Raw genomic sequence first — 13,234 nt, forward strand, 5'->3', positions numbered from 1 at the left:
GGTCAGGCCATCAGCCGGAACAGCATCATCACGAGGCCGACCACCGATACGCACCACGCAAGGGTTCGCACCGCCGGCACGCCGAAGGCATAGAGCGGTACGTAGACGATACGCGCGATCAGCCAGATCCAGGCGCCGGTCGCGGCGATGCCGCCGGTCTTGCCGGTGACGGCGAGCGCCAGCGCCAGCGCGACGAAGGCCGGGTAGGTTTCCAGCAGGTTTTCCAGCGCCCGCTTCAGCCGGCCGGCCCAGACGTTGCCGGACTGGCGGTTGTCGTCGCGCGGCCCCAGCAGATAAGGGCCGAGATCGTAGGTCGAGATGGCCTGCAAAATGATCTGCACGAGCAAGAGCACGACGCTCCATCCGAGCACGACGATCTCGGTCGATGCTGCTGCGGCTTCCATGACGGCCTCCTTGGCGAACGCGGCCCGTGCCGGTCGGCTACAGATCCAGAACCAGCCGCTCCGGATCCTCCAGGCTTTCCTTGACCCGCACCAGGAAGGTGACGGCTTCCTTGCCGTCGACGATGCGGTGGTCGTAGCTGAGCGCTAGGTACATCATCGGACGGACGACGATCTGGCCGCCGACCACCACCGGCCGCTCCTGGATCTTGTGCATGCCGAGAATGCCGGACTGCGGCGCATTCAGGATCGGCGTCGACATCAGCGAGCCGTAGACGCCGCCGTTGGAGATGGTGAAGGTACCGCCCTGCATGTCCGCCACCGAGAGCTTGCCGTCGCGCGCGGCGATGCCGAGGCGGCCGATCTCCTTCTCGATATCGGCTATTCCCATGGCGTCCGCGTTGCGCACAACCGGCACGACGAGGCCCTTGTCGGTGCCGACCGCCACGCCGATATGGGCGAAGTTCTTGTAGATGATGTCGGTGCCGTCGATCTCGGCGTTGACCGCCGGGATTTCCTTCAGCGCATGGGTCACCGCCTTGGTGAAGAAGCCCATGAAGCCGAGCTTGACGCCGTGCTTCTTCTCGAACACGTCCTTGTATTTCGAGCGCAGGTCCATCACCGCCTTCATGTCCACCTCGTTGAAGGTGGTGAGCATGGCGGCCGTCGATTGCGCTTCCTTCAGGCGGCGCGCGATGGTCTGGCGCAGCTTGGTCATGCGCACGCGCTCTTCGCGCGGGGCATCGTCAGGAGACGACGGCGCACGCGCGGCAGCCGGAGCGGCGGGCTCGCGCGGCGGCTCGGCCGGCTGCGAGGGCGCGCCGCGGGCGATGGCGTCCAGCACGTCGCCCTTCAGCACCTGGCCGCGCTTGCCGGAACCGGACACCTGGTCGGCCGAAAGGTTCTGCTCTGCGAGCAGCTTCGCGGCCGACGGCGCCGGCGGCATGCTGCGCTGCTCGATCGGCCCCTCGCCTGCGGTTCCGGCCTGCTGGGCGGCTGCTTCCTTCGTGCTCGCAGCGGCGGTAGGCGCCGACGCCTGTGCCACCGCCGCTTCCTGCTTCGGCGTCGGCTGGGCGGCAGGCTTGGCGGCAACGCCGCCGGCCGAGATCGAACCGAGCAGGGCGCCGACATTGACCGTCTCGCCTTCCTTGACAACGATCTCGTCCAGCGTGCCGGCGGCCGGCGCCGGCACTTCGATGGTCACCTTGTCGGTTTCCAGTTCGACCAGCGGCTCGTCGGCGGCGACGGCGTCGCCGGCCTTCTTGAACCACTTGCCGACGGTCGCCTCCGTCACGGATTCGCCGAGGGTCGGAACTTTGATTTCGGTGGCCATGGATCGTTTCCGTTGTTGGAGGTCTGTCTGCGCCGGCGGCTCAGCCGCCGAGCGCGTCTTCGAGCAGGGCGGCGAGCTGGGCGAGGTGCTTCGACATCAGCCCGGTCGCCGGCGAGGCCGCCGCCGGGCGGCCGGTGTAGCGCACCCGCTGATGCTTGGCGTCGATATGGGCGAGCACCCATTCCAGGTATGGGTCGATGAACGACCAGGCGCCCATGTTCTTCGGCTCCTCCTGGCACCACACCATCTCTGCATTGCGGAAGCGCGACAGTTCGGTGATCAGCGCCTTCGCCGGGAACGGGTAGAGCTGTTCGACGCGCAGGAGGTAAATGTCGTCGATGCCACGCTTCTCGCGCTCCTCGTAGAGGTCGTAATAGACCTTGCCCGAGCACAGCACGACGCGACGGATCTTGGAATCCTTCACCAGCTTGATCGGCTGATCGCCGAGATACTGCGCATCGTCCCACAACAGCCGGTGGAAGGTCGATTCGCCCGCCATTTCCGACAGCGTCGACACCGCCCGCTTGTGGCGCAGCAGCGACTTCGGCGTCATCAGGATGAGCGGCTTGCGGAAGTCGCGCTTCAGCTGCCGGCGCAGGATGTGGAAATAGTTGGCCGGCGTCGTGCAGTAGGCGACCTGCATGTTGTCTTCCGCGCAGAGCTGCAGGAAGCGTTCCAGACGCGCCGACGAATGCTCAGGGCCTTGCCCTTCGTAGCCATGCGGCAACAGGCAGACGAGGCCCGACATGCGCAGCCACTTGCGCTCGCCCGACGAGATGAACTGGTCGAACACCACCTGCGCGCCGTTGGCGAAGTCGCCGAACTGCGCTTCCCACAAGGTCAATGCCTTGGGTGCTGCCAGCGAATAGCCGTATTCGAAACCGAGCACGGCTTCTTCCGACAGCATCGAGTTGATCACCTCGTAGCCGGCCTGTGCCGCCGAAAGGTTGTTCAGCGGGATGTAGCGGGTCTCGTCGCGCTGGTCGTAGAGCACGGAGTGGCGCTGCGAGAAGGTGCCGCGCTCGCTGTCCTGGCCGGAAAGCCGGATCGGGTTGCCGTCGAGCAGGATAGAGCCGAAGGCGAGCGATTCGGCGGTCGCCCAGTCGATACCCTCGCCCGTCTCGATGGCGTGGCGGCGATTGTCGAGGAAGCGCTGGATCGTCTTGTGAACCTCGAAATCCTTCGGCACGTCGGTAAGCTTCTTGCCGACCTCCTTCAGCACCTTCAACGGCACGGCGGTCTTGCCGCGGCGCAGTTCGTCCTGGCTGTCGGCCGTGCGCAGGCCCGACCACGCGCCGTCGAGCCAGTCGGCCTTGTTCGGCTTGTACTGCTGGCCGACCTCGAACTCGGATTCGAGATGCGCGCGCCAGTCGGCCTTCATCTTGTCGACCTCGTCCTGGCTGATGAGACCCTCGGCGATCAGCTTGTCGGCATAGAGCTGCACCGTCGTCTTGTGGCCGCGGATCGAGCGATACATGATCGGCTGCGTGAAGGCCGGTTCGTCGCCCTCGTTGTGGCCGAAGCGGCGGTAGCAGAACATGTCCACCACCACCGGCTTGTGGAACTTCATGCGGAACTCGATCGCCACCTTGGCGGCGTGGACGACCGCTTCGGGATCGTCGCCGTTGACGTGGAAGATCGGCGCCTCGATCATCTTGGCGACGTCCGACGGATAGGGCGAAGACCGCGAGAAGCGCGGATTGGTGGTGAAACCGATCTGGTTGTTGATGATGAAATGCAGCGTGCCGGCGACGCGATGGCCGCGCAGGCCCGACAGGCCGAGGATCTCGGCGATCACACCCTGGCCAGCGAAGGCGGCGTCGCCATGCAGCAGCAGCGGCAGCACCTTGGCGCGATCCTCCAGCGGCACGATCTCCTCGCGGCCGCGCCCGAACAGCTGGTCCTGCTTGGCGCGCGCCTTGCCCATCACCACCGGGTCGACGATTTCCAGGTGCGAAGGGTTGGCCGTCAGCGACAGATGCACCTTGTTGCCGTCGAACTCGCGATCCGACGAGGCGCCGAGGTGGTATTTGACGTCGCCCGAACCCTCCACGTCGTCGGGCGCGTAGGAGCCACCCTTGAACTCGTGGAAGATGGCGCGGTGCGGCTTGGCCATCACCTGGGAGAGCACGTTGAGGCGGCCGCGATGGGCCATGCCGAGCACGATGTCGCTCATGCCGAGCTGGCCGCCGCGCTTGACGATCTGTTCCAGCGCCGGGATCAGCGATTCGCCGCCGTCGAGGCCGAAGCGCTTGGTGCCCTTGTACTTGACGTCGATGAACTGCTCGAAGCCCTCGGCCTCGATGAGCTTCGACAGGATCGCCTTCTTGCCCTCGGCGGTGAAGGAGATCTCCTTGTCGGCGCCCTCGATGCGCGACTGGATCCAGGCCTTTTCTTCCGGATCGGAAATGTGCATGAACTCGACGCCCAGCGTCGAGCAATAGGTGCGGGTGAGGATTTCCAGCATCTGCCGGACGGTACCGAATTCCAGCCCGAGCACGTTGTCGAGGAAGATCGGCCGGTCGTAGTCGGCTTCGGTGAAGCCGTAGTTCTCGGGCGACAGCTCGTTGTAGTCCTCGAGCTGTCCGGCGATGCCGAGCGGATCGAGATTGGCGTGCAGGTGGCCGCGCATGCGGAAGGCGCGGATCATCATGATGGCGCGCACCGAATCGCGCGTCTGCTGGTGAACGTCGGCTTCCGAGATCGCCTTGCCGGTCGCAGCGGCGCCGTTGGCGGCCTTTTCGCGGACCTTCTTCTCGATGACCTTCTCGACGAGGCCCCAGTTGCCGTCGAGCGCCGAAACCAGCTCGCCGTTGGCGGCCAGCGGCCAGCTCGGCCGCGACCACGAGGCACCGCGTGCGTTCTTGCGAACGTCGTCGGCATTGTCCTTCAACGCGGCGAAGAAATCCTGCCACTCGGGATCGACCGAAGCGGGATCGTCCTCATAGGCGGCATGCAGCGCCTCGATGTAGTCGGCGTTGCCGCCATAGAGGAAAGAAGTAAGGGAGAACTGGTCGTTGGTTTGATCTTGTCGTGCCATTGTACGCCTCGGAGTTTCCGCTCCATCTCCTTGGTAGGAAGGGAATAGGTGAATAAGGGAGTAGGGCAGTATGTTGGCGATCCCTGTTCCCCTACAGCCCTATTCCCATACTCCCTTAACCTTTAATCGCTTCCACCAGCGTCGTGCCGAGCCGCGCCGGCGAGGGCGAAACCTTGATACCGGCCGATTCCATCGCCGCGATCTTGTCTTCGGCGCCGCCCTTGCCGCCGGAAATGACGGCGCCGGCATGACCCATCGTGCGGCCGGGAGGCGCCGTGCGCCCGGCGATGAAGCCGGCCATCGGCTTCCTGCGGCCGCGCTTGGCCTCATCCTTGAGGAACTGTGCCGCGTCTTCCTCGGCAGAGCCGCCGATCTCGCCGATCATGATGATGGACTTGGTCTCGTCGTCGGCCAGGAACATTTCGAGCATGTCGATGAATTCGGTGCCTTTCACCGGATCGCCGCCGATGCCGACGGCGGTGGTCTGGCCGAGGCCGGCATTGGTGGTCTGGAACACAGCCTCATAGGTAAGTGTTCCCGAGCGCGAAACAACGCCGACGGAACCTTGCCTGAAGATGTTGCCGGGCATGATGCCGATCTTGCACTGGTCGGGCGTGACGATGCCGGGGCAATTCGGCCCGATGAGGCGCGACTTCGACTTGTCGAGCTTCGCCTTGACCTTGACCATGTCGAGCACCGGGATGCCCTCGGTGATGCACACGATCAGCGGGATTTCGGCCTCGATCGCCTCGATGATGGCCGCAGCCGCGCCCGCCGGCGGCACGTAGACGACGGACGCCGTGGCGCCGGTCTTTTCCTTGCCTTCGGCCACGTTGGCGAAGATCGGCAGCTTTTCGCCCTTCGAGCCTTCCCAGGTCTCGCCGCCCTTCTTCGGGTGGATGCCGCCGACCATCTTGGTGCCGTGATAGGCCAGCGCCTGCTCGGTGTGGAAGGTACCGGTCTTGCCGGTCAGGCCCTGGACCAAGATCTTGGTGTTCTTGTCGATGAGAATGGACATGCCGGACCTTCTTGCTCAGAGGGTTGTTTGGGACGGCGAAACGCGCCGGAACGCGCCCTTCGCCATGTCTTGCCAGTTTTCGGAACCGGCGGGTTTGAATTCCAGGTGAGTGCGGTAACCGTCTGGACCATCGATCATGTAGGTGACGCGAGCCGCTCCGCGCGGCGACAGGCGCTCCAGCACAAGCCGGTCGCCCTCCCATGAGCCGCTGGCCGGACCGGCCGGGAAGAAGCCCATCGAATCGAAGGCGAACATCTTGGTCAGCCCGTCAGCCTGGTCGAAACCGAAGACGTTGTGCGAAGCGAAGCTCTCGCGACCGTCGCGCGTCTGCCGGTAGCGCTGGGTGACGAACAGGCCGCCGAATTCGGCCGCCGCCTCGACTTCCGCCGAGGCCCGGCCGGCCGGCGCCCATTGCGTCGCCGACATTTCCTCCTCGCCGCGCCAAGCGCCGACCAGCGCCTGCAGGCGCCGGTGGTCTGGGGTAAGGGAGGGGGCGGCACTCATGGTCACACCTTGGCCGGGCCGGGGAGGCCGGCCCAACCTTTACTTGCCGACGGCCGCGACGATCTTCTTGGCGGCGTCGTCGAGATCGTCGGCAGGTTGAACATTCAGCTTGCTGTCGCGCAGGATCTGCTTGCCGAGCTCGGCATTCGTGCCTTCCAGCCGCACCACAAGCGGCACCTTCAGGCCGACTTCCTTGACCGCCGCAACCACGCCCTCGGCGATGACGTCGCACTTCATGATGCCGCCGAAGATGTTGACCAGGATGCCCTTCACGGCCGGATCGGCGGTGATGATCTTGAACGCCGCCGTGACCTTCTCCTTCGAAGCGCCGCCGCCGACATCGAGGAAGTTCGCCGGCTCGGCGCCGTAGAGCTTGATGATGTCCATCGTCGCCATGGCGAGGCCGGCGCCGTTGACCATGCAGCCGATGTTGCCGTCCAGCGCCACATAGGCGAGGTCGTACTTCGACGCCTCGATCTCCTTCTCGTCTTCCTCGGTCGTGTCGCGCAGGTCGACGACGTCGGGATGGCGGAAGAGAGCGTTGTTGTCGAACGACACCTTGGCATCGAGCACGCGCAACCGGCCGTTCTTCATGACGATCAGCGGATTGACCTCGAGCAGGCTCATGTCCTTCTCGACAAAGGCCTTGTAGAGCACCGGGAACAAAAGCGCGCCGTCATCGGCCGCACCGCCCGTCAGCTTCAGCGCGGCGTTGAGCTTCTCAACGTCGGCATCGGTGACGCCCTTGTCCGGATCGATCGCCAGCGTGACGATCTTCTCCGGCGTGTCGTGCGCCACCGTCTCGATGTCCATTCCGCCTTCGGTGGAAACGACGAAGGCGACGCGGCCGACCGTGCGGTCGACCAGGATCGACAGGTAAAGCTCACGGTCGATGTCGGCGCCGTCCTCGATATAGAGGCGGTTGACCTGCTTGCCGGCCGGGCCGGTCTGCTTGGTCACCAGCGTGTTGCCGAGCATCTCGTTGACGTTGGCGATCACCTCGGCGACCGACTTCGACAGCCTGACGCCGCCCTTGGCGTCCGGGCCGAGTTCCTTGAACTTGCCCTTGCCGCGGCCGCCGGCATGGATCTGGCTCTTCACCACATAGAGCGGGCCGGGCAGCTTCCTGGCGGCGGCTTCCGCCTCGCCTGCCTTGAACACCGGCACGCCTTCGGCCACCGGCGCCCCGAAACCCTTCAGAACCTGCTTCGCCTGGTATTCATGGATGTTCATGGCGCCCGCTCCGCTTACTTCTTGGCCAGTTGCGGCGCGATGCCGACGCAGGCCTCGGTCAGACCCTGCACGGCGGCGACCGACTTGTCGAACATCTTCTGCTCGGCCTTCGAGAAATCCAGTTCGAGGATGCGCTCGACGCCGCCGGCACCGATCACCACCGGCACGCCGACATAGGTGTCCTTGACGCCGTATTGGCCGTTGAGATGCGCCGCGCAGGGCAGCACCCGCTTCTTGTCCTTCAGGTAGCTCTCGGCCATGGCCACCGCCGAGGACGCCGGCGCGTAATAGGCAGAGCCGGTCTTGAGCAGCGCGACGATCTCGCCGCCGCCCTTGCGGGTGCGCTCGACGATGGCGTCAAGTCGCTCCTGCGAGGTCCAGCCCATCTTGATGAGGTCGGGCAGCGGCACGCCGGCCACCGTCGAATAGCGCACCATCGGCACCATGTCGTCGCCGTGGCCACCCAGCGTCATCGCCGACACGTCCTCGACCGACACCTTGAACTCCTCGGCGAGGAAATAGCGGAAGCGTGCCGAGTCTAGCACACCGGCCATGCCGACTACATGCGTCTTCGGCAGGCCGGAGAACTTCTGCAGCGCCCACACCATGGCGTCGAGCGGATTGGTGATGCAGATGACGAAGGCCTTCGGCGCATACTTCCTGATGCCGGCGCCCACCTGCTCCATTACCTTGAGGTTGATGCCCAGCAGGTCATCGCGGCTCATGCCGGGCTTGCGCGGCACACCGGCGGTGACGATGCAGACGTCCGCGCCCTCGATGCCGGCATAATCGTTGACGCCAGTCAGCCGCGCGTCGAAACCTTCAACCGGCGAGGACTCGGCGAGGTCGAGGCCCTTGCCCTGCGGGATACCCTCCGCGATGTCGAACAGCACCACGTCGCCAAGTTCCTTGAGACCGATCAGATGAGCGAGCGTGCCGCCGATCATGCCCGAGCCGATGAGCGCTATCTTGTTGCGTGCCATGTCAGGATTGTTTCCTTTAGCTGTGGCGCCGGAACGGCGTCGAGAAGAGCGGAACTGTGCGGGAACCCGCGCGAATTCGCCGCACCCATTACTGCCATCGGCAAAAATACTCAACGGTTATTTTCGCCCCAGCAATTTCAATCGGTTATACTAATTTTGACTTACGTAAACGTCAAAGTTTTTTGCACCTTTCGAGGAGTCTTACACCCAAGCTCCAGGTTTCAGAAGATAGCCGTTCGTCGATGACACGCTTGTGATGGCGGGCCGGTGTCAGCCGCCCGACGCGACATCCTGGCGGGGTGGCGCGGCCTCGCGTGCATGCCGCGCGGCCCATTCCTCCAGCCAGTCCTTGCTCTGCATCTCGATCAGGCGCGAGGCGGTGCGATCGAACTCGAAGGCCTCTGTGGTGCCCGTACGCCCGGCATAGAGCTTGTCCGGCGCGGCCTCGGCGCTCATCACCACCCGCTTTTTCGTATCGTAGAGCGTGTCGACAAGCAGGATGAAGCGCTTGGCCGGGTTGCGCCGGGTCTGGTCGAGCACCGGGACATGGTCGATGAAAAGCGTATCGAAATGCTCGGCCAGCGCCAGGTAGTCGCGCGCCCCGAGCGGTGCGTCGCAAAGCTCGGCGAAGGAAAAGCGCGCGGCGCGGCCGGCCGCATGCGGCACCGTCACCTTGCGTCCCTTGACCGTGACTGTGGTCTCCACCGCCTTGCCGCCGGTGATCTCCGTCCAGGCCTCGTCCATCTGGCGATCGGCATCGGCATCGGCCGGCATCAGGTAGACCGGCATGCGGTTCATCTTATCCTGCCGGTAGTCCTTGTCGGAATCGAGCGCCAGCACCTCGGCGTTGCGTTCGAGAATGGCGATGAACGGCAGGAAAAGCTGTCGGTTCAATCCGTCGCGATAGAGATCGCGCGGCGCGACGTTGGACGTCGCCACCAGCACCACGCCATTGGAAAACAGCGCCGAGAACAGGCGCGACAGCACCATCGCGTCGGCGATGTCGGTGACCGTGAATTCGTCGAAGCACAGCACCCACGCTTCCTCGGCGAGCGTCCGCGCCACTGGCGGAATCGGATCGTCCTCCTTGACCGTGCCTTCCCTGCGCGCCTGCCGGTGCTTCTGGATGCGGTCGTGCACATCGGCCATGAAGTCGTTGAAGTGGACGCGGCGCTTGCGCCGCACCGGCACGAGCTCAAAGAAGAAATCCATCAGCATCGTCTTGCCGCGCCCGACGCCGCCGTGGATGTAGAGACCCTTCACCGGCTCCCTGGTCTGGCGCTTCGAGGCGAACAGCCAGCCTAGCGCGCTCGACTTGCGGGCGATGCGCTTGTCGGCGATCTCGCCGATCAGCCGGTCGAGGCGGTCGGCGACCGCCTCCTGCGCGCCGTCGCGCTGCAGCGTGCCGTTGTCGACCAGGTGGTCGTAGCGCTGGCGGACGGTCGCGTGGGTCTGGAGGCCGTCGCGCAGGTGCATGGTTCGGTCGCTGGAAACGTCGGCCTATCGGGAGAGCGAGATCGGCAGGCCGTTCGACGTCTGGCCGTTGAACTTCTCACCGCCCGAGGAATAGAGCCGCGCCAGCGTGCCGCCGTTCTGGTCGTAAAGGGTGAGCTGCTTGCCGCCGACGTTCCACGACTTCACGCCATCGACGGGAGCGGGGCAGCGCAGCGGCCCGGCCCGGTAACCGGCGCCGAACTTGGTCTGCGGCGTCGCCACCTTGCAGGTCTGGCCGCCGACATTGACGGTCCATACGCCGGCGACGCTGGACGGCGTCAGGTCGGCGGCACCTGCCGGCGCTGAACCGTCGGGCGGCAGGGAGGCGACCTGGGTGTTCTGCGGCGCCTGCGGGAACTGCGACGGGTCGTTCGTCCCCGGCTGCGCCGGCGGCGGCAGCTGGCTGGAAGACACGGTGCCGGCCGGAGCGGCCTCGAGCGGCGCCGGCTGGGTCGAATCCATGGAGGAAAAGCGCGTGCTCGAGCAACCGCTTGCCAGAAGCACGGCCAGGGATGCGGCCACCAGGCCGGTTCTTGCAAAATTCATGTGCACACCTCTGCGGGGCATCGCGCCTAGAACGAAGCCTTCCCGTCACCAAAATGGTGACCGTGGCAGAATTTCAACCCGATATGGTTAAAATAGGGTTTTGCCGTCCCATTGTTGCAATTTTGCCGCGCTGCGGTCGAAGAAGGCCGGTTGGCAGCAGGATCGCCGCGAACCGCAAGGAACCGCCGACGCCGGGCAAGCGTTGTTGCGCCATTACCCACAGCATCAGTCCGAGGTTCCCCATGATCAAATGGATCGTCATCCTGCTCATCGTCGCCGCTGCCGCCAGCCTGCTCGGCCTGCCGGCGCTGGCAGGCGCCGCCGCCACCGGCGCGCGCATCCTGATCGGCATCGTGCTGATCCTGTTCCTGCTCGTCGTCCTCGGCCTCTTCGCCGTCACCTGAGGCGGGCGAGGCGAAGGCCGGCTGCTGCCGCAACACTGGTAATTGCCGGCCGTTTCCGCCATATAGCGGCGAACGGACAAAGGAATTTCGGGTGCGATGGCAGCCACTGCCCCCTTCGCCAAGATGAACGGTGCCGGCAACGAGATCATCGTCGCCGATATGCGTGGCCGCGCCGATCGTGTGACGGCGGCGGCGGCGATCGCGCTCAACGCCGATCAGGCGACGCGCTTCGACCAGATCATGGCGATTCACGACGCCCGCACGCCCGGCACCGGCTGGTTCATCGACATCCTGAATTCCGACGGGTCCGGGGCGCAGGCCTGCGGCAACGGCACGCGCTGCGTGGTGCAGGCACTTGGTGCCGAGACGGGGCTCAAAACCTTCACGCTTGAGACGGTCGCCGGCATTCTCAACGCGGTCGAACATGACGACGGGCTGATCTCGGTCGACATGGGCCGTCCGCGCTTCGGCTGGCAGGACATTCCGCTGGCCGAGGAGTTCCGCGATACCCGCATGATCGAACTCCAGATCGGCCCGATCGACGCACCGGTGCTGCACTCGCCCTCGGTCGTCTCCATGGGCAACCCTCACGCCATCTTCTGGGTGGACGGGGACGTCTGGTCCTACGACCTCGACCGTTTCGGCCCGCTGCTCGAAAACCATCCCATCTTCCCCGAGCGCGCCAACATCACCATCGCTGAGGTGACCTCGCGCGATTCCATGGTCATCCGCACCTGGGAGCGCGGCGCCGGGCTGACGAAGGCATGCGGCTCTGCCGCCTGTGCCGCCGCCGTCGCGGCCGCCCGCACCAATCGCACCGGCCGCCGTGTCGCGCTGACGGCGCCGGGCGGCCAACTGGCAGTCGAATGGCGTGACGACGACCACGTCGTCCTCACCGGCCCGGCCGAATGGGAATTCTCCGGCCGTTTCGACCCCGTGAGCGGCGCCTGGCAGCGCGACGCCGAAAGCGCCGCCTGATGGCCGCCGACCCGAAAGGCGTGGAGGTCGTCACCTTCGGCTGCCGGCTCAACACCTACGAGTCGGAGGTCATGAAGCGCGAGGCGGAGGCCGCCGGCCTCGGTGTGCTGAAGAATGGCGCCATCATCTTCAACACCTGCGCCGTCACCGGCGAGGCGGTGCGGCAGGCGAAACAATCGATCCGCAAGGCCCGCCGCGAAAACCCGAATGCGAGGATCATCGTCACCGGCTGCGCGGCGCAGACCAAGCCGGACGATTTCGTCGCCATGGACGAAGTGGACCTCGTGCTCGGCAACGAGGAAAAGCTTCAACGCCACAACTACCGCGCTTTGCCGGACTTCGGCGTCAACGCCTTCGAGAAGGCGCGCGTCAACGACATCTTCTCCGTGCGCGAGACGGCCTCGCACATGGTCGACGCCATCGAGGGCCGCGCCCGCGCTTTCATACAGGTGCAGAACGGCTGCGACCACCGCTGCACCTTCTGCATCATTCCCTACGGACGCGGCAATTCGCGCTCCGTGCCGATGGGCGGCGTGGTGGAACAGGTCAGGCGGCTGGCCGGCAACGGCTATGCGGAGGTGGTTCTATCGGGCGTCGACATGACCAGCTACGGCCCCGACCTGCCGGGCGCCCCGCGACTCGGCAAGCTGGTGAAGGCCATTCTGAAACAGGTGCCGGAACTGAAGCGGCTGCGCCTCTCCTCCATCGATTCCATCGAGGCTGACGACGACCTGCTCGACGCCATCGCCACCGAGGCGCGGCTGATGCCGCACCTGCACCTCTCGTTGCAATCCGGCGACGACATGATTTTGAAGCGCATGAAACGCCGCCACCTGCGCGACCAGTCGATCCGCTTCTGCGAGGACGTGCGCAAGCTGAGGCCCGGTATCGTCTTCGGCGCCGACATCATCGCCGGCTTCCCGACCGAGACGGACGCCATGTTCGAGAATTCTGTCCGAATCGTCGAGGAATGCGGGTTGACCCACCTGCACGTCTTCCCCTTCAGCCCACGCGAAGGCACGCCGGCGGCGCGCATGCCGCAGGTGCGGCGCGAGGTGGTCAAGCAGCGCGCCGCACGCCTGCGCGCGGCCGGAGAAACTGCCTATCGCAAGCATCTCGCCTCGCTGGCCGGAACGTCTCAATCGATCCTGGTCGAGCGCGAAGGCCTCGGCCGCACGGAAGGCTTCACGCTGGCGGCCATCAAGGCTGGCCAGCCGGGCGAGATCGTCGAGGCGGTCGTCACCGGCCATGACGGCGGCCGGCTTCTTGCAACACCCAACGCCGCACGGGCGGCATAGGG

Annotated in this window: 13 protein-coding genes; 3 read left to right on the forward strand and 10 right to left on the reverse strand. The window is 65.4% G+C overall.

The window, feature by feature from the left end; genetic code table 11:
- Nucleotides 1–2: 2 nt before the first annotated feature.
- From FGU64_RS13990 to FGU64_RS23325, 10 genes are all read right to left on the reverse strand, one after another.
- Complete coding sequence (locus FGU64_RS13990; protein ID WP_139953768.1) at nt 3–404, reverse strand: MAPEG family protein; 402 nt, start codon at nt 402–404, stop codon at nt 3–5.
- Between the two features lie 37 nt (nt 405–441).
- A complete protein-coding gene (gene odhB / locus FGU64_RS13995; RefSeq protein ID WP_139953769.1) occupies nt 442–1,734 on the reverse strand; it encodes a 2-oxoglutarate dehydrogenase complex dihydrolipoyllysine-residue succinyltransferase in 1,293 nt (430 codons plus the stop codon).
- Between the two features lie 40 nt (nt 1,735–1,774).
- Nucleotides 1,775–4,774, reverse strand: a complete 3,000-nt coding sequence (locus FGU64_RS14000; protein ID WP_136357688.1) for a 2-oxoglutarate dehydrogenase E1 component — start codon at nt 4,772–4,774, stop codon at nt 1,775–1,777.
- A gap of 115 nt (nt 4,775–4,889) precedes the next feature.
- Nucleotides 4,890–5,792 carry a succinate--CoA ligase subunit alpha gene (gene sucD, locus FGU64_RS14005; protein ID WP_139953770.1) on the reverse strand — a complete coding sequence of 301 codons (903 nt, stop codon included), beginning with the start codon at nt 5,790–5,792 and terminating at the stop codon, nt 4,890–4,892.
- A gap of 15 nt (nt 5,793–5,807) precedes the next feature.
- On the reverse strand, nt 5,808–6,296 hold the full coding sequence (locus FGU64_RS14010; RefSeq protein ID WP_139953771.1) for a DUF1579 family protein: 489 nt from the start codon (nt 6,294–6,296) through the stop codon (nt 5,808–5,810).
- Between the two features lie 39 nt (nt 6,297–6,335).
- On the reverse strand, nt 6,336–7,529 hold the full coding sequence (gene sucC / locus FGU64_RS14015; RefSeq protein WP_139953772.1) for an ADP-forming succinate--CoA ligase subunit beta: 1,194 nt from the start codon (nt 7,527–7,529) through the stop codon (nt 6,336–6,338).
- A 14-nt stretch (nt 7,530–7,543) separates the two neighbouring features.
- Nucleotides 7,544–8,512: a malate dehydrogenase gene (gene mdh, locus FGU64_RS14020; RefSeq protein ID WP_139953773.1), complete on the reverse strand. Its 969-nt coding sequence runs from the start codon at nt 8,510–8,512 to the stop codon at nt 7,544–7,546.
- 270 nt (nt 8,513–8,782) lie between these two features.
- A complete protein-coding gene (gene zapE, locus FGU64_RS14025) occupies nt 8,783–9,988 on the reverse strand; it encodes a cell division protein ZapE (RefSeq protein WP_139953774.1) in 1,206 nt (401 codons plus the stop codon).
- Between the two features lie 24 nt (nt 9,989–10,012).
- Nucleotides 10,013–10,552 carry an AprI/Inh family metalloprotease inhibitor gene (locus FGU64_RS14030; protein WP_136357674.1) on the reverse strand — a complete coding sequence of 180 codons (540 nt, stop codon included), beginning with the start codon at nt 10,550–10,552 and terminating at the stop codon, nt 10,013–10,015.
- 73 nt (nt 10,553–10,625) lie between these two features.
- A complete protein-coding gene (locus tag FGU64_RS23325; RefSeq protein ID WP_210239026.1) occupies nt 10,626–10,814 on the reverse strand; it encodes a hypothetical protein in 189 nt (62 codons plus the stop codon).
- Between FGU64_RS23325 and FGU64_RS14035 the strand changes: the two genes are divergently transcribed.
- From FGU64_RS14035 to mtaB, 3 genes are all read left to right on the forward strand, one after another.
- The gene (locus FGU64_RS14035) at nt 10,795–10,956 is read left to right on the forward strand and encodes a DUF1328 family protein (RefSeq protein WP_139953775.1); all 162 of its coding nucleotides are present in this window, start codon (nt 10,795–10,797) and stop codon (nt 10,954–10,956) included. The two genes, FGU64_RS23325 and FGU64_RS14035, sit on opposite strands and share 20 nt — an antisense overlap.
- A gap of 96 nt (nt 10,957–11,052) precedes the next feature.
- On the forward strand, nt 11,053–11,934 hold the full coding sequence (gene dapF, locus FGU64_RS14040; protein ID WP_139953776.1) for a diaminopimelate epimerase: 882 nt from the start codon (nt 11,053–11,055) through the stop codon (nt 11,932–11,934).
- Nucleotides 11,934–13,232, forward strand: a complete 1,299-nt coding sequence (mtaB, locus tag FGU64_RS14045) for a tRNA (N(6)-L-threonylcarbamoyladenosine(37)-C(2))-methylthiotransferase MtaB (RefSeq protein WP_139953777.1) — start codon at nt 11,934–11,936, stop codon at nt 13,230–13,232. The genes dapF and mtaB overlap by 1 nt, the downstream gene beginning before the upstream one ends.
- Nucleotides 13,233–13,234: the final 2 nt, after the last annotated feature.

The sequence above is a fragment of the Mesorhizobium sp. 8 genome, assembly GCF_006351905.1.
Lineage (GTDB): Bacteria > Pseudomonadota > Alphaproteobacteria > Rhizobiales > Rhizobiaceae > Mesorhizobium > Mesorhizobium composti.

Coding starts and splice junctions, on each gene's coding strand:
- FGU64_RS13990 (WP_139953768.1), bottom strand. CDS start 404: ATGGAAGCCGCAGCAGCATCGACCGAGATCGTCGTGCTCGGATGGAGC.
- odhB (WP_139953769.1), bottom strand. CDS start 1,734: ATGGCCACCGAAATCAAAGTTCCGACCCTCGGCGAATCCGTGACGGAG.
- FGU64_RS14000 (WP_136357688.1), bottom strand. CDS start 4,774: ATGGCACGACAAGATCAAACCAACGACCAGTTCTCCCTTACTTCTTTC.
- sucD (WP_139953770.1), bottom strand. CDS start 5,792: ATGTCCATTCTCATCGACAAGAACACCAAGATCTTGGTCCAGGGCCTG.
- FGU64_RS14010 (WP_139953771.1), bottom strand. CDS start 6,296: ATGAGTGCCGCCCCCTCCCTTACCCCAGACCACCGGCGCCTGCAGGCG.
- sucC (WP_139953772.1), bottom strand. CDS start 7,529: ATGAACATCCATGAATACCAGGCGAAGCAGGTTCTGAAGGGTTTCGGG.
- mdh (WP_139953773.1), bottom strand. CDS start 8,512: ATGGCACGCAACAAGATAGCGCTCATCGGCTCGGGCATGATCGGCGGC.
- zapE (WP_139953774.1), bottom strand. CDS start 9,988: ATGCACCTGCGCGACGGCCTCCAGACCCACGCGACCGTCCGCCAGCGC.
- FGU64_RS14030 (WP_136357674.1), bottom strand. CDS start 10,552: ATGAATTTTGCAAGAACCGGCCTGGTGGCCGCATCCCTGGCCGTGCTT.
- FGU64_RS14035 (WP_139953775.1), top strand. CDS start 10,795: ATGATCAAATGGATCGTCATCCTGCTCATCGTCGCCGCTGCCGCCAGC.
- FGU64_RS23325 (WP_210239026.1), bottom strand. CDS start 10,814: ATGACGATCCATTTGATCATGGGGAACCTCGGACTGATGCTGTGGGTA.
- dapF (WP_139953776.1), top strand. CDS start 11,053: ATGGCAGCCACTGCCCCCTTCGCCAAGATGAACGGTGCCGGCAACGAG.
- mtaB (WP_139953777.1), top strand. CDS start 11,934: ATGGCCGCCGACCCGAAAGGCGTGGAGGTCGTCACCTTCGGCTGCCGG.